The 20150-nt window shown below is 42.3% G+C and carries 16 protein-coding genes; 10 read left to right on the plus strand and 6 right to left on the minus strand.

Annotated features, from left to right (window positions below):
* Nucleotides 1-33: 33 nt before the first annotated feature.
* Both ACFQ21_RS08850 and ACFQ21_RS08855 read right to left on the minus strand, forming a co-directional pair.
* Nucleotides 34-2451: an outer membrane beta-barrel protein gene (locus tag ACFQ21_RS08850; protein ID WP_377577812.1), complete on the minus strand. Its 2418-nt coding sequence runs from the start codon at nucleotides 2449-2451 to the stop codon at nucleotides 34-36.
* A gap of 90 nt (nucleotides 2452-2541) precedes the next feature.
* A complete protein-coding gene (locus ACFQ21_RS08855) occupies nucleotides 2542-3534 on the minus strand; it encodes a helix-turn-helix domain-containing protein (protein ID WP_377577815.1) in 993 nt (330 codons plus the stop codon).
* Nucleotides 3535-3781: 247 nt separating this feature from the next.
* On the opposite strand from ACFQ21_RS08855, the gene ACFQ21_RS08860 reads away from it, so the two are divergent.
* On the plus strand, nucleotides 3782-4195 hold the full coding sequence (locus tag ACFQ21_RS08860; RefSeq protein ID WP_377577819.1) for a response regulator: 414 nt from the start codon (nucleotides 3782-3784) through the stop codon (nucleotides 4193-4195).
* Nucleotides 4192-6450: an ATP-binding protein gene (locus tag ACFQ21_RS08865; protein WP_377577822.1), complete on the plus strand. Its 2259-nt coding sequence runs from the start codon at nucleotides 4192-4194 to the stop codon at nucleotides 6448-6450. The genes ACFQ21_RS08860 and ACFQ21_RS08865 overlap by 4 nt, the downstream gene beginning before the upstream one ends.
* A gap of 17 nt (nucleotides 6451-6467) precedes the next feature.
* On the opposite strand, the gene ACFQ21_RS08870 is transcribed toward ACFQ21_RS08865, so the two are convergent.
* The 3 genes from ACFQ21_RS08870 to ACFQ21_RS08880 form a co-directional block, all read right to left on the minus strand.
* Nucleotides 6468-7037, minus strand: a complete 570-nt coding sequence (locus tag ACFQ21_RS08870) for a biliverdin-producing heme oxygenase (protein WP_377577825.1) — start codon at nucleotides 7035-7037, stop codon at nucleotides 6468-6470.
* Between the two features lie 177 nt (nucleotides 7038-7214).
* Entirely contained in the window at nucleotides 7215-9845 is a 2631-nt protein-coding gene (locus ACFQ21_RS08875; RefSeq protein WP_377577828.1) for an ABC transporter permease, read from the minus strand.
* On the minus strand, nucleotides 9842-10192 hold the full coding sequence (locus tag ACFQ21_RS08880) for a PadR family transcriptional regulator (protein WP_377577831.1): 351 nt from the start codon (nucleotides 10190-10192) through the stop codon (nucleotides 9842-9844). The genes ACFQ21_RS08875 and ACFQ21_RS08880 overlap by 4 nt, the downstream gene beginning before the upstream one ends.
* A gap of 310 nt (nucleotides 10193-10502) precedes the next feature.
* On the opposite strand from ACFQ21_RS08880, the gene ACFQ21_RS08885 reads away from it, so the two are divergent.
* Together ACFQ21_RS08885 and ACFQ21_RS08890 are read left to right on the plus strand one after the other, a co-directional pair.
* Nucleotides 10503-11039: a DUF2975 domain-containing protein gene (locus tag ACFQ21_RS08885; protein WP_377577834.1), complete on the plus strand. Its 537-nt coding sequence runs from the start codon at nucleotides 10503-10505 to the stop codon at nucleotides 11037-11039.
* A gap of 3 nt (nucleotides 11040-11042) precedes the next feature.
* On the plus strand, nucleotides 11043-11270 hold the full coding sequence (locus ACFQ21_RS08890) for a helix-turn-helix domain-containing protein (protein ID WP_377577837.1): 228 nt from the start codon (nucleotides 11043-11045) through the stop codon (nucleotides 11268-11270).
* Between the two features lie 496 nt (nucleotides 11271-11766).
* Here the strand turns inward: ACFQ21_RS08890 and ACFQ21_RS08895 are convergent, their stop codons facing one another.
* Nucleotides 11767-12522 carry a helix-turn-helix transcriptional regulator gene (locus ACFQ21_RS08895; protein WP_377577839.1) on the minus strand — a complete coding sequence of 252 codons (756 nt, stop codon included), beginning with the start codon at nucleotides 12520-12522 and terminating at the stop codon, nucleotides 11767-11769.
* Nucleotides 12523-12794: 272 nt separating this feature from the next.
* Here ACFQ21_RS08895 and ACFQ21_RS08900 point away from each other — a divergent pair, with 272 nt between their 5' ends.
* The 6 genes from ACFQ21_RS08900 (at nucleotide 12795) to ACFQ21_RS08925 (ending at nucleotide 20146) form a co-directional block, all read left to right on the plus strand.
* A complete protein-coding gene (locus tag ACFQ21_RS08900) occupies nucleotides 12795-13616 on the plus strand; it encodes an alpha/beta fold hydrolase (protein WP_377577842.1) in 822 nt (273 codons plus the stop codon).
* A 63-nt stretch (nucleotides 13617-13679) separates the two neighbouring features.
* On the plus strand, nucleotides 13680-14090 hold the full coding sequence (locus tag ACFQ21_RS08905) for a hypothetical protein (protein ID WP_377577844.1): 411 nt from the start codon (nucleotides 13680-13682) through the stop codon (nucleotides 14088-14090).
* A gap of 354 nt (nucleotides 14091-14444) precedes the next feature.
* Nucleotides 14445-17930, plus strand: coding sequence for a fibronectin type III domain-containing protein (locus tag ACFQ21_RS08910; protein WP_377577847.1), 3486 nt, complete (start codon nucleotides 14445-14447; stop codon nucleotides 17928-17930).
* Nucleotides 17931-17966: 36 nt separating this feature from the next.
* Nucleotides 17967-18173, plus strand: coding sequence for a bacteriocin immunity protein (locus ACFQ21_RS08915; protein WP_377577849.1), 207 nt, complete (start codon nucleotides 17967-17969; stop codon nucleotides 18171-18173).
* Nucleotides 18174-18363: 190 nt separating this feature from the next.
* Nucleotides 18364-19161 (plus strand): hypothetical protein, encoded by a 798-nt coding sequence (locus ACFQ21_RS08920; protein ID WP_377577852.1) that lies wholly within the window; start codon nucleotides 18364-18366, stop codon nucleotides 19159-19161.
* A complete protein-coding gene (locus ACFQ21_RS08925; RefSeq protein ID WP_377577854.1) occupies nucleotides 19130-20146 on the plus strand; it encodes a hypothetical protein in 1017 nt (338 codons plus the stop codon). The genes ACFQ21_RS08920 and ACFQ21_RS08925 overlap by 32 nt, the downstream gene beginning before the upstream one ends.
* The last annotated feature ends 4 nt before the right edge of the window (nucleotides 20147-20150 follow it).

Below are 20150 nucleotides of genomic sequence, written 5' to 3' on the forward strand. Positions count from 1 at the left end.
AGCAGATAATTATTCAATGGTCCATATAAAACATTACCGCACCCTGCTATTCTCCGCCTCGCCTGTAGATTTACTTTTATACTGTATCTTTTTCAACTGACCAAAGGTATAGGTAAGGGCAAAGCGATAATAGTTCAGGTTATACAGGCGGTTGTAGGTAACAAAGGTCTCGCCCACATCGTACGTGCCGGCTGCATGGTTGGTATGAAATATATCGTTTGCCGTAAGCGTACATTTGATTGCCTTGTGAAGAAACTCCCGTTCAACCCCCACCGCCACAATGGATCTGCTTTTATTGTAACGTAAACTGTAATACTTCTCTCCCAGGTACCAGCCGATCAAGTTCACGGTAACAATGTTGCCAACGTTGATCTTGTTGCTGGAGTAAATATATATTTGCGGGCGTACACCAACCTGTTTATAGCCATACTGATCATCCGTTAACTTGTTATAGCTCACACTTACGGTATTGGTAGAGGTAAGCCACGATGTGCTAAACGAAGCCGACAACGTTGCAAAGTATAAATGGCCGCTTCTGAAGTTCAGGTTTTTCAGAACATAGCTCTTGTCGTTATCACCCCGCAGGGCAGCACCACTCATCGGATCAATTGTATAATTATACCCAACCTTGAAATCAAATGCATGGAGCGCAGCGCCCATTTCAAATGCATGCGTCTTTTCAGGGCGTAGTTCCGGGTTTCCTTCAATGGAGGTAAAAGCATCCTGGTATATCAGTGACGGACTTAACGACTGGTAAGATGGTCGCGTAATGCGCGAGGTATAGGCAGCACGCAGCTTTACCTTATCCAGCGCGATGCTCATCTGTGCATTCGGAAAAACGTTTATGTACGATGAACGAAACATACCGTTGTCCTGAACGGTGGTATTCAAGGTATACCGCGTCCACTCGCTACGCAAACCGAGTCCGTAGGATATAGTTTTACCGAGCAAACCATCATACTGAACATAGGCCGCGGGTACAGTCTCTTCATATTCAAAATCATTTGAACGTACGGGATCAAACTCGTATTCATTTTCATTATTAGCCCGGTAAAACCTGAGATGCGATTCGATTTTTGCATAGCTCAGCTTCGCACCTATACTTAACCGATTACCACCGGTATATACTTTCACAAAATCGGTCTGTGGGTTTATAATGGTGATGTCACTGTTCTGGTTGCTTTTCAGCAGACGCGAAACTTCCTCGTTGTTCACTACATTATCTTCATCAATATTATCGAGCAAGGTTGCAGTATACTTTGATAACTGGCCACCGATAAAGAAAGACGATCCCAGACTATCCATGATCGTAAATAAATTTACGGTAACGGAATTATTGCGAATCAGTCCGTCACGACTAACGCGCGAAGTATATAAACCATCTTCATCAAGTGTTACAATGTGATTCCGGTTTCGGGTCAGGTCATCCGTACGTTCGTATGAGCCGTTATACTCTACCGAGGCGTAGCCTTTTCCGTTCAGATCGTACGATGCTCCCAGACTATATTTCGATACATTTCGGAAATCACGCTGAAAATCCCATATTAAATCCGAATGCAGGTAATCCTCCTGCGCGGGCCGCACACGCGAAGTATAGAGCAGTTCGGCATCATTGCCCAGTCTCAAATCATAATTACCGGATACATCTACTTTTCTTCGTTTGTAGTTAAAATTAAGAATAGAGCTCGAAGCAATACCCGCCATGTCTGACCATGTTACCTGTTGCTGTGCGGATATCCGGTAACCATCCTGCAGATTATCTTTTGTAATGATGTTGATCACTGCCTTGCCCTCGGCATCATATATAGCCGAGGGATTGGAAATAACTTCGATGCTCTTTACCTGGCTGGCCGAAATGGCAGCGAGTCGTTCATTGGTAATGCGCTTACCGTTCAGGTAAATTATAGCTTGCCCTTTCCCAAAAACAGATATACCATCATCGTCAATTGTTACCTGCGGAGTTCGGGTCAATATCTCGTTCACCGAGCTGCTGGTGGCCAGCACCGTGTTGGCAACATTTACCTGCAGCACGCCATCAGGCCGCGCGCTGAACAACGGAACTTCACCTACAATTTCTACAGCATCGAGCACGCGCATCCCATCATTCACCACAATCACCCCCAGTTGTACAGATTGCTTTTCGTTAAACACCACGCGAAACACGGTGTCCTTAAACTGCAGCGAGGTCAATTTTAGCAACACCTCTCGCCTGTCCAAACCTGCCAGTTCAAAATCGCCGTCCAAAAAACTGTTGCCCTTCAGAAAACTCGAGTCCTTAACCGACAGCGCCACCACGTTACCCATCAGCACCTCGCCATCCCGGCTCAGCACTTTACCGCTCACGCTGTGCAAGTCTTGCGCGTAACCCGCCAGCGACAGCAGCACCGGCACGAGCCCAAAAATTTGTTGTACTTTTTTTCGAAACGGTTGATATACGTTTGCCAGATTCATATCTTTTTTTCTGGCAAGAATCCGGTATATCACGTCAGAAGTCTTTAATAATCGCGATTGTTAAAGCAAAAAAGTTGGTTTCGAACAAAGTCAGGCCACTTTGAATTGATTTCGATACTGCGAAGGCGTCAGTCCCGTGTCGGCTTTGAAAGCGAGGTTGAATGACGTAACGTTTCCGAAACCACAGTCGTACGCAATGCTTTCGATCTTCTGTTGCCAATAGTCCGGATGGGCCAGCAGCGATTTGGCTTTTACAATGCGATGATAATTCACGAACTCCGAAAAATTCATTTGCACGCTTTCGTTGATCACCTGCGACACTTCGCGCGGACTCACACCAAGACCTTCGGCAACGGACTTTACAGAAATCGCACTATCCAGATAGATCTCTTTTTCTTCGAATAACTGTTTTAAATGTTTCAACAAATTAGCTGATGCTTCGGTACTCATCGCGGTGTTGGTATATTTCTGCAGGTTAAACACATGTCGCTTCAGCAACAGGTACGAGAATATATAGATGAGAAATGAAAAGAAGACAGCCCCCAGTATATATACCGGAATAACGCCTACAAAAATGCCAACGTACAAAAACCAGAGGATGGTAACACCCAACACTATATTCCGATACCACGGCAACAACCTGGCACCTTGCAGGTTATTGAGAATGTAACGCCAGCAAAACAACAGGTATACCGCCAGGTGTGCAAATACCAGCGAAGCCATGAGGTACGAGGTAAAATCAGTAGCGTTAGGAATAGCCCAGCAAAACAACGCATAGAGTATAAATGGAATAATGTGAATAAAGTCGCGCTGCGAAAAATCTCTCCGCTCAAAAAGTATTTTGCCATAAAGCCAGAGAAATGGCCCCGTGAGTAACTTTCCGGCAATGCCCAGGTTGCGTAGCCACAGGGCTACCATCATGTAGTTGCTGGCAACTGATTTACCAACCACCATGACAAGCGCCAGCAGCATACAAGCGAGTACTATATTTGCCTTCTTATCCTTTAATGAAAACAGGTACGCACATAAAAGAAGCGCCTGCACTACGCCCAGGCAACTGAGAACGAGCACAATATTTACCATGAGTACTTCGTAATAATGTAGGTTACTATAGCTTTATCACGTATGAACAATGCTATGAGACAGCAAGAAAGTAAAAAGACACGAAGTGTGGAAAATACGAAACACTTTTCGCGATAGTATATTTCACGTGCCTGGAAACAACGAAAATGAACACAAGTCGAACAGCGACTATACACAATGCCTTTTATCAAAAATCGTTTTATTCTTTTAAAAAAATTCAAGTAGTTAGAAAGATTTATAAAGAAAAATGCCCGCTCCCATTAATATCTTTTATGTCGATGACGACTCTGATGATCAGATGTTATTCAGTGAGGCATTTCAGGAAATCAAGGACGCCTCTGCATCTGCACTGACTTTGTACAAGGCCGGAAACGGTGAAGAGTTTTTTAATCTTTTGAGTGAGAAGAATATAATTCCACACATCACATTCCTGGATATAAATATGCCGGTGAAGAATGGCTTTGAGTGCCTGGCAGAAATCAGAGCAAGTCAGCAACTGAAAGACAAACCGGTGGTTATGTTTTCGACCTCGGAATCAAGAGATGTTATATCCAAATCATACTCACTTGGAGCCAACAAATATATTGTTAAACCTCCTGACTTCCTTGACCTGAAGATCGCTATCGAAAATTGTCTTCAAGAGTTTGAAAGTGTAAAATGAGAGTAGTTGATATTGTTAACAAAGAAAATCAGTCAATAGAAAGTTGTGATCAGGAGCCTATTCACATTCCCGGTGCAATTCAACCGCATGGCTTTTTAATTACAGTCGATTCAAGTCCGCAGCATAGGGTACGCTATTGCAGTGCCAATTGTATGGATATACTGAACCGGAAAGCTATATCTATACTCGGCAAACCGGTTTGTGATATGCTCTCGGCAGATGACTGCACACGACTGGAATACTATCTTACCAACGAATTATTCGACACCAGCTTTGCCTGTACCATTACCGGTGCCGAGTTCAACGTAACAGCACATAAGGTAGACGATTTATACACCCTTGAGTTTGAGCAATACCCGGATGGCAGCCTTACCGTTACGGATCAGTTTAACCAGACCAAGCGATTTGTACGTAACATACAGCAAGCCGAAAGTCTGCAGGAAGTTTGTCAGTCTATAGCCGATGAGACACGAAGTATAACCGGTTACGACCGTGTTATGATCTATCGGTTCGATAAAGACTACAATGGAGAAGTGTTTGCCGAAAGTAAACGTGATGATATACAAAGCTTTCTCGGCCATCATTATCCGCACACGGATATACCGGTACAAGCGCGGGAGCTATACCTGAAAAATCTGCTGCGCATTATTGTTGATGTGCACTATATGCCGGTGCCTGTACTCACGCTTGATAATGGAGCCGGTACGCAACAGTTAGATATGAGCCATGCTATACTTCGAAGTGTATCGCCTCTGCACATCGAGTATCTCAAGAACATGGGTGTTGGTGCAACGCTCACCATATCGCTGATTGAAAATAAGAAGCTCTGGGGTCTGATTGCATGCCACCACTATGCGCCCAAGCAGGTTCCGTTCTATACCCGGCTGGCAGCACAGCTTCAGGGACACTTCCTGACTTCACAGATATCGGTGCGCGAGTCGGCCGCTGAAAACGAATTGGCAGGTATACTCGATGTACGACTCGATCGTTTGTTAAAAAATATAGCGAAGTCTGATAATTTCTTAGCACAACCCGATATACTACACAGAATTGCAGATATACCCAACGCCAACGGAGTTGCTGTAATTCGTAACGGCATCATTGCACTATCGCGATCAACGCCCACACAGGAACAAATCAAAGAATTGTTGCCCTGGCTCATCAGCCAGTCGGCTGACGGAAGTTATTCAACCGATGCACTGTCTCAACATTTCCATCCTGCGTTGGCATACGGAAGAATAGCATCCGGAATTTTATATCATAATTTAGGCAATACCGACAAGGATGGCATCATATGGTTTCGCTCCGAAATGGATGCAACGATAAATTGGGCAGGTAATCCTACGAAGGGAGACAGCGAAGATCCGGGTGCACGATTAACACCGCGAAAGTCGTTCGAGCTGTGGCAGGAGAAAGTAAAAAATCTAAGTATAGATTGGAAAACTCCCGAACGGAACGCTGCCGCTAAATTAGCACACTTGCTTCAGGGACAATTTTACTCCATGTACCTGAAGGAAGAAGAGAAACGCTATATACAGCTCACCAATAGTTTAAAAAAGGCAAATGAAGAGTTAGCGAATATAAACTGGATCGGTACACACGACCTGAAAGAACCGCTGCGAAAAATACAGATCTTTGCTTCGCGTATACTTCGCTCCGGCAACGAAGCGTCTCCTACGATTCTTGATTTCGTGGGCAGAATGCAGAAGTCTGCTACTCGCATGCAACAACTGATTACCGATTTGCTGGAATATTCGAAACTGAACATCAGTAGTCCGAATGAAGCTTTTAAACAAGTTAATCTCAACGATGTTGTACAAGATGTAGCACGACAATTTGAAACTGACATGGAAGAAACTAAAGCTTCCATCAAAGTATTAAACCTGCCAACCGTTAAAGGTATACCGTTTCAGCTAGCGCAGCTATTTGTAAATCTCATCGACAACAGTTTTAAGTTCGCCAAAAAAGACAATATACCCGAAATTGAAATAAAGGCAGCTGACGTAACGATTGAGAATATACACTACAACAAAGTAACCGTCTCCGATAATGGTATAGGGTTCAGCAACGCTCACAACGAAAAAATATTCGATGTATTTCAACGTCTGCATAGCGATGACTTTCAGGGCACCGGCATCGGACTAGCCATTTGTAAAAAAGTTATGGAGAATCATCTTGGAAAGATAGTTGCTATCGGCAGCACCAACGGAGCTACTTTCGAACTATACTTTCCGGTGATTAAAAAAGAATCCTGACTAGATATAGTATCGTATTACCGTTGCAGTACAGCAGTATCGCGAAAGGTAACAGCAAACAGATCAAAGGTATCTTTCGCAGCCTGTATAGCTTCCTGCTTATGCTCCTCGCGCGTGATTTGCTGATTCAGCAATTCTATAAAGCGCCCCCACAGCACCGGTGTATTTTCGCCATAGCCAGAGAAGAAAGAAATTCCGGTGCTGATATTACTTTTCCCGAGCATTTTCACAATGGTCCTTCCGCCCAGCACCGATCCTTCCATAACATATAGTGCACCGAGTGCCTGGTATTTATTTGTGATCGATGGTGCGGCAGCCTGCGGCATATCTTTACCAACATCGCCTCCCAACACTTCTATATCTGCTTTCAGGTGGCTTGCGTTGCGCCTCTCGCTATAGTCGGGCACTACTTCGCTGGTTACAAACGGAGCTATAGCTTTCTCTACCTCTTGGAAGAACGCATAAAAATATTTTAGCAGACGTGTATAGTCTTCACGCGTCTGTATAGCTTTCAAATGTTCTACTACTATTTTTTCAAGCGCCATGTGCGCGTCTTTTGTTCTCTCTTTAAGTTCAGTGCTAATCATGCCGGGATGGTTTATGAACGGATGTTACAGCCTAAAAATAAAAAACTATTCCGCACGCGATTACGCTGATTATGATCAGCGGTTGATACTTGAAAATAGTTCCGAAACGCCTGACAGTAACACGTGAGATGCATAGAACAATTATTATCCTATACACCTCACACCTCAATAACTACATCACTCAATCCGCAACGACTTCACCGGGTTAGCCATTGCAGTACGAATTACCTGGTAGCACACCGTAGCGGCAGCAACCACTAGGGAGCAACCTATAGCAAGCATAAAGGTGGATAGCCCTATTGTTGTATGAAATTTAAAATCCTGCAGCCAGTCGTTCATGAACCACCAGCCTATAGGAGCCGCGATTAAAAATGCTACTACGATAAGACGCGTAAATTCCTGTCCAAAAATCCAGACGATGTGCGAGGCCGTGCCACCCAATACTTTGCGAATGCCGATCTCTTTTGTTTTTTGAGACACCATGAATGACACCAGTCCGTAGAGCCCGAGGCAGCCGATGATAATCGCGATGAACGAAAAGATCTGGATCAGCCTGAGCGTTGTTTTCTCCGATTCATAAAAGCGTTCTATACTCTCATCTACAAATTGGTATTTAAAGATCTGGTCAGGATGTTGTCGCAACCACAACTTTTCGATGGCAGCTATAGTATATTTTGCTTCGGCCAGGTTCAGCTTCACTGCATAATTTAAATAGTCGTTCGTATAGGTTGTGATCAGTATGGGACTGATCTCTTCGTGAAATGATTTATCGTGAAAGTCTTTTACAACGCCCACGATAGGCGCATACATGGAACCTCCGTTGGCGGTAATCATTTTACCGATGGCATCTTCGGCAGACTTCAACTCCAGTTTGCGAACCATCGCTTCGTTGATGATCATCTCACGCACGGTGTCAGACGGTTGAATGTTTCTTCCGGCCACCAGTTTCAGATCGAAGGTAGATATATAGTCTGCGTCTGCTGATTTTATACTCGTTCTGAAGTTTACTTCTTCACTGCTGTTCTCGAAGCGGATCGAGTTGCCCCAATCCTCTTCGGATGAAGGTGCTGTAAAACACAGTGAAAGTTTTTCAACACCCGGAATGCGCTGTATCTCCGTTTTCATGGTCTTGGCCTGTTCGCGTGTAGTACCGTTTGCCATTGCTACCAGCACAATAGCATCTTTATTAAAACCAAGGTCTGACTGCTGTGTATAGCGCATCTGGTTTGTGATCACCACCATGCCGATGATCAGCACCTGCGATATAGCAAACTGCACTACGATCAACGTACGTCTGGTATTAAAACCACCAATGGTTTGCCGTGAAAGTTTACCCTTGAGTGCCGCAACCGGCTGAAAGCCTGCCAGCACCAAACCCGGATAACTGCCGGCAAAGAATGTTACGGCTATACCCAATGCCACTATAAATACTACCAGGTATGGATCTGAAAATACATTAACAGGAATCTGCGTATTGAAAAACTGGTTGACGAACGGAAATATAGTATACGACAGTATGGCTGCTATAACTATACCAGCAAAAGTGATAATGCCTGTCTCAAATATAAATTGCCAGAAGAGTTGCGTCTTTAAGCTGCCCAGTACTTTTCGCACGCCCACTTCTTTGGAACGTTTCAGTGCCTGTGCCGTAGCCAGGTTTACAAAGTTTACACAAGCCGTTACGATCAGAAACAAACCAATCACAAACACAATCGTCAGGTTACTTTTTGCCATAGCACCGCCATAATTCGAATTGAAATGTATATCAGCAAGTGGCTGCAATTTATAGTGATGTACATTTTTACTGGTAGGCCGGTATATCTTCACGTAAGCAGACAACACTTCTTCTACCTTCGTAATAGACGTATTCGGGCGAAGCAATGTATAGCATTTCATACCATCGCGTATACCTCCCCAGCCATCGGTATCGCTGGCCAGCCACGGGTCGTAAGCTTTAAGGGTGCTATACGATACAAAAATCTCCGACTTTATATCGGTGTTAGAAGGTAAATCTTTCAATATACCCGTAACCGTAAAGGGAAATTTATTTTGTAGCCAAAACGTTTCTCCGACCGCATCTTTATCGCCAAAGTATTTCTTCGCGATGCGTTCGGTAATGATCGCAGTGTTGGGTTCAGCAAGCACTTCTTCTTTATAGCCTTGCAGCAAAGGGAAATTGAAAATATCGAAGAACTCGGTTTCACTGAATGCTATACCTTCTGTTTCTTCAAACTTGACGAGGTTATCTCCGTTTCGTAACGTGATTAATGCATTACGCTCGGTAAATACGCGCGCTATTTTTTCACCGTAGGTATGGTCGTTACGAAAGAATTCTCCGAGTGGCGAAGGCACACTGCTTCTGTAGGCGATAACATCGCGATGAAGCTCCGTTACAATTCGGTAGATACGATCCGGGTTCTGGTGGAAGTTATCGAAACTCAGGTTATACTTTACGAACGAGAAAATAAAAATGGCACACGTTATACTCAGGGCCAGCCCGGTAACATTGATAAACGAGTAGCCTTTGTTCTTCGCTATATTTCGATAGCCGATCTTGAGGTAGTTTCTAATCATAACAGGGTTGTTTACATTTCTATATTTACCAGGGGGTTTGATGATGCCGGGCCTGAAGAGCAGCAGCACATCGATCATGAATTTGATATCGGCCTTACGCTTGCCTAACTTCTTTACACGCACTTTATATACTTCCAGCAGATCGCCCTCTATATAATCGAGCATGCGCGGGTGGCAGAACCAGCGGAAGAACTTCAGGAAGAGCCGGGGTGGTTGTTCGGTATAATTTTTCATTGGCCTGCTCCTGCTATCGTAATTTGCCAAACTGTTTTTGGTATAGCACGCCACAATTCATCGCGCGTTTCTTTTGCATGGATCATCGCTTTTTTACCCATCGCTGTAATTTCGAAATAGCGCTTGGGGCGGCCTGCGCGTTCTTCAGTTCCTTCGCCTGCGAACGAACGGAGATAGCCTTTATCAACCAGTCGGTTGAGCGCGGTATGGAGTGCACCCATGCTCACACTGCGCGCAAGCCGCGATTCAATTTCATCTTTTATAGCAACGCTATAGGCTTCGTTGTTGAGAATGGCGATCGCGAGGATAACGATCTCTTCGAACTCGCCAAGCTGGTATTTCTTCATGACATGAAATAATATTATCTAAATGTAGAAATAATAATCGTGCCGAAAGTTTATACTTTGATTAGACGCTATAGGAAAGGAATTTTACTTTCCTATGTGATGGGATGTGTACAGTAACGGACGATGGTGTATCAATCCGATGCTCTCAAAAAAAAATACTGCGCCCAGGCTCTGATGCGTTAGGCGTCATTATAACTGACAACACTGCTTGCCAAAGAGAATTGACAGAATATTTTGAATTAAAATCAATATTTATTGTTTATCGATAAATATTTATTATTTTTGTGACATAGTTTTAAATTAAACTGTTATGTCAAAAACAAACAACTTCATATTTTGGGGCTTATATATTGTGGCTTGGTTCATTTTTGTAGGCTTGTCTATTGAAGCAGGAGGCTTACTGGTAAATTTCTTTTTCAGTCTTTACAAACCTGAATTCATCCAAAATCTTTATCAAAAGTTGGACTTAATTCAAATGTATAATGACAGTAGATTAGCATTTTTCGGCATCTATAGCTTCATTCTAATCATTTCAATTTTAAAAGCTTGCTTGTTTTACATAGTTATCAGGCTAATGCACAAAATGGATTTATCAAAACCGTTCAACAGCTTTGTTTCGACACAAATTTCACACCTTAGTTATTATACTATTACTATAGGACTGTTGAGTTACATCGCCCGGCAGTTCGTTAAAAATTTAATGCATCACGGTTTTGTTCCAGACAACTTAAATCAATTTTGGGCAGACAGCCAAGCATTCATTTTGATGGGCGCTGTAATCTATATCATTGCTACTATTTTCAAAAAAGGTGTAGATATTCAAAACGAAAATGATTTAACTGTTTAAGCTATGCCGATCATTGTAAACTTAGATGTGATGATGGCAAAGCGCAAAATCTCTTTGAATGAACTTTCAGAAAGAGTTGATTTGACATTATCTAACCTTTCTATCTTAAAGACAGGCAAGGCGAAGGCAATTCGCTTTAGCACATTGGAATCTATTTGTAAAGCGTTGGACTGCCAACCTGGCGACATTTTAGAATATAAAAGCGATGAAGATAAAAAAACTCACCGCTAACAATGTATTGCCAAAGCGGGACTGAACGGCAATCGCGTTACGGTTTATACTAAGCAAGTCCAACGTGATTTTTTAAGATATACCAGTCAGCAGATAGTAAAAATTTTGCGCAACGAGCAATCACCGATTCAACAAGATTTAGTTTTAAATGCTAAAGACAGAAAGCGCCAGGTGTGGGAGCGCAATTTATTAAGTATATCAATTTATTAAGTATATCGTTGCAGTCGAGCAAAGTTCTTTGGCAGAAGATAAACTATATATATCAGAACCCGGTTAAAGCCGGTCTTTGTAAATACGCTGAGGATTATTACTATTCCAACGCCTCCTTTATATATATATAGCGAAGATGGATAGGTATGCGTGTGGGTGTTTGTTGGTGAAGAACACCAAAGGCATAGCTTTGTCGAGGGTGTTTACGGATACTATTTCGGAAGCAGCAAGGGAGAAAGTAACTTAAAAATAAAGGCGAAATAAAGAAGCAATGTTCCGGGTCTGCTTAACTATTTTTTTTAAACCATCGAGGAGTTACGCCTAATTTAGAATGAAATAGCCGAGTGAATGAGCTTTCATCAAAATAACCACTTGCAAGGCAAACATCACCTATGGGTAGGTCGGTTTCTTTTAACAATTGACAAGCATACTGCAATCTCAATGATGTGATGTATTGATACGGTGTTGTTTTAAATACCTGCTGAAATGTTCTCAAGAAATGAAATTTCGAAAGACACGATACCTTTGATAATTGCGTTAACGAAATAGGAGTATTGAAGTATTCGTTAATAAAATCTATTGAATAACATAGGCGCTTATATAACTCTTGCCTAGTTGAGTGTTTGAGTGCCACAACACGGGATCTTTTTATCTGTTCCTCCTTATGAGTAGACATCAGTAATTTCAAGAGTTGAGCACACCATTCATCCGTCTTTAGATCATCATTTAAATAGGCCTCATCATTATGTATAGTCAGTAGGGCATTCATTTTTTTATCCAACCAAAAGAGCTTCTGGTCAAAATTCAATTCTCGGGTATAAAAACCGGATGGGTTTTCAAGGAGATATTCATTTGAAGACGTAGCAAATTGAAGTGCATCCGATACAAATTCATCGGAAAAGAATACACAAAAAGATGCGGTCGTATCAATAGTATCAATTGTACTTGAGTACGTTTGATTTTTATTGATGATAAGATACTTGTGAGGATGAACAGACAATGTTTGCTTTTCGCATTTGTACAACTCCGTTCCTTTTAACACATATTTTACTGAAAATGGAGCTGTGTGTGGTTCGATATAATCCTGATTCGCGTTATGTAGTGCTATAACATTTCTACTTCCAAGGGACTTGGCTAAGTGGAGATCGGAGGTCTTCGTAAATGGACAGGTATTAACGACCATGCGTCAAGCGTTCCTAAAACTAGCAATATTCGCACATAAGTTATGCGCATTCCTCAATTATCTTGGCGTCAACGATAACAGTTACGTTCCCAATAGTTGATTATCGTACAATTCACTGACGCGCCATAACAATGAAAAAAATGCAGCCACAAATCAAGATGATTCAAATTTTGTATAAAGAGAGAAACATCGATATTGAGTTTTTCTATCGGGAAGGAACGAAACAGACCATACTTTTTGTGCATGGTCTGGGAGGCGCCAAGGAAAACTATTGGGAGGCGTGTAAATCTAATTCGCTAGCCGATCATACCTTGATAGGTTTCGATAATCCAGGAACTGGCAACTCAACGTATTACGATGACTCACCGTTCAATGTTGATGACTTAGTCGCAATTACTGATGCCTTTATCGAAGCGCTAAAGCTCCATAATTTCATCCTGTGCGGAACAAGCATGGGAGGATTAACAACAATGCTTTATTTGAATGGAGCGGGGCGCAAAAAAGTGAAGGCATACATAAACATTGAAGGAAATTTAATGCCCGAGGATTGTATGTTTTCCAGAAAAGTCGTTACCTACGATTTCGAAACTTTTCGTAGCCAAATCTTCGCCAGAACAATACACGAGATGAGGGCTAAGGGTAACGCGGGATACCATATCATTGCAAACAACTTGCAGTTGAATACGAACATTAAGTCCTATTTTCATTACAGCTTCCAAACGGTACAATATTCTGCTACAGGCGAGCTACTGAAGCAATTCTTAAAAATGGACATTCCAAGAATATTTATCTATGGTAGCGAAAACAGATCACTTTCATATATACCTCAGCTAAGGAGTAGTAATGTGCCGATTCAAGAAATTCCTAATAGCAATCACTTTGTTTTTTATGACAATCCGAAGGATCTGTACGATGCAATTAGTAGCTTTATTGATAGTGCAAATGCCAGCTAGCGTTTCAGCTTCTTCTTTTGAAGAATGAGGTGGGCTCGTGTAATATATAATACATTCTATTGCTTGGAATCTTTTTATTCGACCATGCCTTTGTTGATGTTCTTCACCAACAAAACACACCCGCAGCCCACACTGAAGTTTGACGTTACATTAAATACACGCGAAGCAGTCCAACGTGATTTTTTAAGATATACCAGTCAGCAGATACTAAAAGTTTTACGCAACGAGCAATCACCGATTCAAGAAGATTTAGTTGTAAATGCTAAAGACAGAAAGCGCCAGGTGTGGGAGCGCAATTCATTGAGTATATCGTTGTGGTCGAGCAAAGTTCTTTGGCAGAAGATATACTATATACATCAGAACCCGGTTAAAGCCCGTCTTTGTAAATACGCTGAGGATTATTACTACTCCAGTGCTTCATTTTATTATAGCGGAGACAGACGTTGGGATTTCCTTCTACACGTTGATGGATAGGTATGAGTGTGGTATGTAAACTTTCTGACACATCCTATACCGGATAAATCCAGTATAGGATGTTTTTGAAGTATAATCTTCATGCTAACCTTACATGATTTAAAATATATGTCCTTCCGGGTGATTTGATACTTTTAAAGTTAGGAGTTTATTCAAAACTATACCGCCTATCAATTTATGTTCCCAAAGTCACGAAGATATCCGTGCACATCTATATCTGGATTTCATAACCTGATATTCAAAAATGGTACTCCCTAAATCTATTATCTGAATAACGCTTTACCTTAATGTGTTTTTGAATGTTATACAACACTATCCTGAATGAAGGTTTAGAGTAGTGGAGCTGAAGTAAGTATGAAGCGTTTTATAAAGTACCTGCTGATTGTCCTTATCGTGTCGCTTACACAGAAGGCAATAGCGCAGTCGTTCCCCGTCAATATCACTCCGGCAATCCATAGTCCGTATTCGCCATACCTTTCTGACTATGTAGAACCCGGATCTCAAAAGCTGCAGGTAACTATACAGCTCAAAGATCCCACACTGCCAGAGTACCGGTGCAAGTTCAGACTTACCGTAGAAGGTGTAGGTATAACCATTCGTACCCGGCAAAACTTTATTCCTCAACCAACCATTCTTCAGGGTGGTGGCGTGCCTAACATTCTGTATGGAGAAGATTTAGCAGAGTACTTTAATCCTGCTAATCTTGATTTTGCCGGCATCAGTAAAGCTAACTATACCAAAGGCGCAAAGCTGCCGGAAGGTATATACCGGTTTTCATTTGAGGTACTGGACTATAATCGGGGAACAACCGTAAGTAACAAAGGCTTTTCTATCGCCTGGATTATCCTCAACGACCCTGTATTACTGAACCTGCCGCAGAATAATGACAAAGTAAAAATACTTGACCCCACCAACATTGCCTTTACATGGACGCCACGACACACAGGCTCGCCTAATTCAGCTTTCACAACGGAATATATATTCAGGCTGATCGAACTCTGGCCTGCCAACCGAAATCCGTATGACGCTTTTCTCAGTCAGCAACCGCTATACGAGACAACCACAAACGCAACCCAAATAGTATACGGTCCTGCTGAACCTGCACTTATACCAGGACGAAAGTATGCATGGCAGGTTCAGACCCGGGATGTTGATGGCAGGGATTTATTTAAGAACGATGGGAAAAGCGAAGTATATATCTTTCAGTATGGAAGCTATTTAGGTATACCCGAGAATCTGAGACAGGACTATAATACTGGTAATTCCTCGGTACTGATTTTACGATGGCAACCAGCCGGTGATGGCGCTGCCCCGGAACAATACCGGCTTCGGTATAGAAAAAAAGGAACAGAAGCTTCCGGTATCTGGTACGAAGAAGTAAGCGATCAGCTATGGGAAAGAATCACCGACCTGCAACCGGACACTGAATACGAAGTACAAATCCGGTCAGAAGCAAAGCCACAGTATAGCGACTATTCAGGTTCGGTTTATTTCCACACCGAAAAGAAGACCGCACCGCAGTACGAGTGCGGCAAAGAAGATACCTATATACCTTCCGGAAATACCACACCACTGATGGCGCTGGTACCCGGCGATACAATAACGATGCGTGGCTTTAAGCTTCGTGTCGAAGAAGTTACAGGTGGCCATGGTAATTATACTGGTAAAGGCTGGATGCAGGTACCCTGGTTCAACGGAGCATGGGTACATGTTAGTTTTTCAGGACCAGTTAACGAATTCCATGAAATGTATGGAGGCAGTTTCGAGTCAATCCACACTCCGGGTGGCAGGGCGGACCAGCTTTTAGAGAAGGCACACCGTATAGGAGAAAAACCAGTAGCACAGAAAAAATCTGGCGACAGTACCTCTATAGCTATAGCATCAGACTATACCATTCCCGGCACCATAGACACAGTATATATTGAAGACGGAAAGATCATTACCATTGATACTGACGGCAACAAATCAACCTTCGAGCCGAAGAAGGATGAACGAACCGGTAAGGCAAAGGAGACAGTTATAGCGGACGCTGTGGGCAATAGCTATACCGTTGGCGCGGATGGGAAGGTAACGAAGAAAGACAATCCTACTCAGGCGACAGGCGGTGCAGCTGTTGCCGATTATTCAGGTACAAAGGAAGCAAAGTTGATAGCTGAAATCGTTAAGCGATTTAGCAATCAGTTAGCTTCAAAAATAACATCTGTCCGTTCACCTATATTTCCGAAAGGTGCCGGGCCAATGGCAGATATATTCTCTTATGCGCCAACCTGCATGCCCGACAATCAGGAGCAACTAAAGATAACAAAGTCGTACACGGATAAGATCGAGAATAACAAGGATTTACTAAATAAGCTTGTTTCAAGTGTCTTTAAAAATCAGTCTGCGAAAGAAGCAATCACTGAACTTGCCAAAGGAGATTTAAAAGACAATCAGAAATTCGTCGATATACTCACGAAAGAACAACTCCAGGAAGCTGAAGATGTCCTTTGCCCTTACGTAGCGGAAGCTGCCAAGCAGGAGTTTTTAGAGTCATGGTGGCGGGCGCCTTACTGGGAGCGTGCCGCAAAAATTCTCAAAGAGCAGTTTGAAGACCAGGATTTATACGATGATGTATACTTGGTATATGGAGAGAATGAATGCAAGACGATTGCTATTCTCAAAATATCTGAGGATGCCAGTATAACTACAGAAGTTACGTTTAGCAGTAAGCAGTCAGATGTAGATATTTTTCACATTCTGCACGATACCTATAAGGTAGATTACCTAGAGGCACGCGATATAACACTGGAGAGCTTTGGCGAGTGGTTCTGGAACTACATGGCCATTAAAGATGATAAGCTATACCACGGCACCAGCTGGGAGGCCAAGTCATTGGTATTTTTTGCCGACATGTTAATGGCTGCACCGGGTACAATAGAAGGTTGGATCACGGGCAAGCATTGGCGTACAGGTGAAGAGTTGGCGATGTGGGAGCATGTACTGGGTATACTCGATGTGATACCTGCCGAAGCATTTGCCAAAGCCGGTGTAACAGCTTTGGTAATAAAGATTGGTAGTAAGGTTATTGATATTTCGAAGTTCAGCCAACCGGTTAAGAACTTTATATCTACTGCCTATAAATCTGGTCTTAAACTGATGATCAAATCGAAGGATGAGATTCTCATTTTTGCCGGAGCCAGTAAAAAGCAAATAGGAAGGCTACTCAATCGTGTGCTTCAAGATATATACTGGAAGTATGGTGGTGAAAGAATTTTAGCGAAATTAGCCAACGTACAATACCTCGATGACAACACTAAGAAGGTTGTAGAGGGAACGTTGGAGATTGTTGAAGAAGGAAAAGAAGTTGGCGTTAGAATAGCGGATGATGTTAGTGAGATCACAACAGACCTTGTAAGAAGTGGTGAAGATTTTACTGTCCTAGCTAATGCGCGCAGGTTACCCGGCACTGCTACAGGGAATGGTAAGTCAATAATTGGACAATGGCTGAGAGGGACTGAGCGAAATGCCGGTCTATTTCCCAAGTCAGTTGCGGACAAGTTGAAAGGCAAACAGTTCAAGAATTTTGATGAATTTAGAGAAGCATTTTGGAAGGAAGTTGCTAACGAACCAAGCTTGGCGAGCCAATTTGAGCCTCAACAAGTTTCAAGAATGAAAGAGGGAGGAGCACCGTTTGTTAGATCGTCCCAGCAATTAGGAGGACAAAGAAATTATGTTCTTCACCATAAAACTCCTATCAATCAAGGAGGTGGAGTTTATGATATGGATAACTTATATATAGTGACGCCTAAGTATCATAAGGAGATACTAGATCCTGCATACCATTATGGATATGGATACTAATAATAGACTATACATTTACCTTTTAAGAAAATAATTATGGCGATGACAAGAGAAGAGCTAATCCAATTAGTAAAAGACATTACTACCCCGACAGGAAAAACTGAGGAAGAAGTCAATAAACTTATCGATATTTTAGAAATGAATGTTCCACATCCATCTGTAACAGATTTGATCTATTACGATGATTTGACACCAGAACAAATCGTAGACAAGGCGTTGACTTATAAACCCATTCAGCTTTAATAATCTTTGTCGTAGATCGAAAATGGTATGTGGATTTTCTTTGATGCAGCGAAATCCTTTACAGAGGTTGAGATGGACGGGTCTTCGAGTAGTGCAAAAAAAATTAGGCTAGGTGAAGATATAGGAAACGCTCGAGCCGAAGAAGGATGAACGAACCGGTAAGGCAAAGGAGACAGTTATAGCGGACGCTGTGGGCAATAGCTATACCGTTGGCGCGGATGGGAAGGTAACGAAGAAAGACAATCCTCCTCAGGCGACAGGCGGTGCAGCTGTTGCCGATTATTCAGGTACAAAGGAAGCAAAGTTGATAGCTGAAATCGTTAAGCGATTTAGCAATCAGTTAGCTTCAAAAATAACATCTGTCCGTTCACCTATATTTCCGAAAGGTGCAGGGCCAATGGCAGATATATTCTCTTATGCGCCAACCTGCATGCCCGACAATCAGGAGCAACTAAAGATAACAAAGTCGTACACGGATAAGATCGAGAATAACAAGGATTTACTAAATAAGCTTGTTTCAAGTGTCTTTAAAAATCAGTCTGCGAAAGAAGCAATCACTGAACTTGCCAAAGGAGATTTAAAAGACAATCAGAAATTTGCCGATATACTCACAAAAGAACAACTCCAGGAAGCTGAGGATGTCCTTTGCCCTTACGTAGCGGAAGCTGCCAAGCAGGAGTTTTTAGAGTCATGGTGGCGGGCGCCTTACTGGGAGCGTGCCGCAAAAATTCTCAAAGAGCAGTTTGAAGACCAGGATTTATACGATGATGTATACTTGGTATATGGAGAGAATGAATGCAAGACGATTGCTATTCTCAAAATATCTGAGGATGCCAGTATAACTACAGAAGTTACGTTTACCAGTAAACAGTCAGCAGTAGACATATTCCATATTCTGCACGACATCTATAAGATCGATTACCTTGAGGCGCGCGATATAACACTGGAAGAGTTTGGTGAGTGGTTCTGGAACTACATGGGCCATTAAAGATGACAAGCTATATCACGGTACAAATTGGGAAGCTAAGTCATTAGTATTTTTTGCCGACATGTTAATGGCTGCACCGGGTACAATAGAAGGTTGGATCACTGGCAAGCACTGGCGTACAGGTGAAGAGTTGGCGATGTGGGAGCATGTACTGGGTATACTCGATGTGATACCTGCCGAAGCATTTGCCAAAGCCGGTGTAACAGCTTTGGTAATAAAGATTGGTAGTAAGGTTATTGATATTTCGAAGTTCAGCCAACCGGTTAAGAACTTTATATCTACTGCCTATAAATCTGGTCTTAAACTGATGATCAAATCGAAGGATGAGATTCTCATTTTTGCCGGAGCTAGCAAGAAGCAAATAGGAAGACTACTGAATGGTGTACTTCAAGATATATATTGGAAATACGGCGGAGAAAGAATTTTGGCAAAATTAGCCAACGTACAATACCTTGATAATAACACGAAGAAGATTGTAGAGGGTTCGTTGGAAGTTGTTGAAGAGGGTAGTGAAGCTGGTCTTAGAGTTGCCAAAAGCGTAGTTAAGCTAAGTGATCAAATTGATAATACACTAGCTCGTCTCAAGGGCAAAGCAAAATATTCACTGAATAACACGGGACAATATAGTCGTGTTGGAGGCCATCATCCTGTCGCTAAGAAAGCGTTTGAAGAAGATTTGGCTTATGACTATCAAAAAGCATTCAGTGTGGCTACATCGGAACTTGACAAGATCTCAGGTATAGATAAAGTCCACACTTTTATTACAGGACAACAAAATAAATTGTATACGGCATGGAAAAAGGCAAACCCTGATGCATCTTTAACAATTGACATAATGGCGGACATAGAAATACTAGCAATGAAAAACGCAGGTGTCCCGGAAGATTTTTCTATTGGCTGGGTAGTAAAAGCATTGGAAGACTTAAAAGCTCAGGGTGTCACAGAAATAAAAAATATTCCATGGAATGGACCAAACATTAAGTAATATA

Source organism: Ohtaekwangia kribbensis (genome assembly GCF_042676245.1).
Classification (GTDB): Bacteria; Bacteroidota; Bacteroidia; order Cytophagales; family Cyclobacteriaceae; genus Ohtaekwangia; species Ohtaekwangia kribbensis.

Coding starts and splice junctions, on each gene's coding strand:
- ACFQ21_RS08850 (WP_377577812.1), bottom strand. CDS start 2,451: ATGAATCTGGCAAACGTATATCAACCGTTTCGAAAAAAAGTACAACAA.
- ACFQ21_RS08855 (WP_377577815.1), bottom strand. CDS start 3,534: ATGGTAAATATTGTGCTCGTTCTCAGTTGCCTGGGCGTAGTGCAGGCG.
- ACFQ21_RS08860 (WP_377577819.1), top strand. CDS start 3,782: ATGCCCGCTCCCATTAATATCTTTTATGTCGATGACGACTCTGATGAT.
- ACFQ21_RS08865 (WP_377577822.1), top strand. CDS start 4,192: ATGAGAGTAGTTGATATTGTTAACAAAGAAAATCAGTCAATAGAAAGT.
- ACFQ21_RS08870 (WP_377577825.1), bottom strand. CDS start 7,037: ATGATTAGCACTGAACTTAAAGAGAGAACAAAAGACGCGCACATGGCG.
- ACFQ21_RS08875 (WP_377577828.1), bottom strand. CDS start 9,845: ATGAAAAATTATACCGAACAACCACCCCGGCTCTTCCTGAAGTTCTTC.
- ACFQ21_RS08880 (WP_377577831.1), bottom strand. CDS start 10,192: ATGAAGAAATACCAGCTTGGCGAGTTCGAAGAGATCGTTATCCTCGCG.
- ACFQ21_RS08885 (WP_377577834.1), top strand. CDS start 10,503: ATGTCAAAAACAAACAACTTCATATTTTGGGGCTTATATATTGTGGCT.
- ACFQ21_RS08890 (WP_377577837.1), top strand. CDS start 11,043: ATGCCGATCATTGTAAACTTAGATGTGATGATGGCAAAGCGCAAAATC.
- ACFQ21_RS08900 (WP_377577842.1), top strand. CDS start 12,795: ATGAAAAAAATGCAGCCACAAATCAAGATGATTCAAATTTTGTATAAA.
- ACFQ21_RS08910 (WP_377577847.1), top strand. CDS start 14,445: ATGAAGCGTTTTATAAAGTACCTGCTGATTGTCCTTATCGTGTCGCTT.
- ACFQ21_RS08915 (WP_377577849.1), top strand. CDS start 17,967: ATGGCGATGACAAGAGAAGAGCTAATCCAATTAGTAAAAGACATTACT.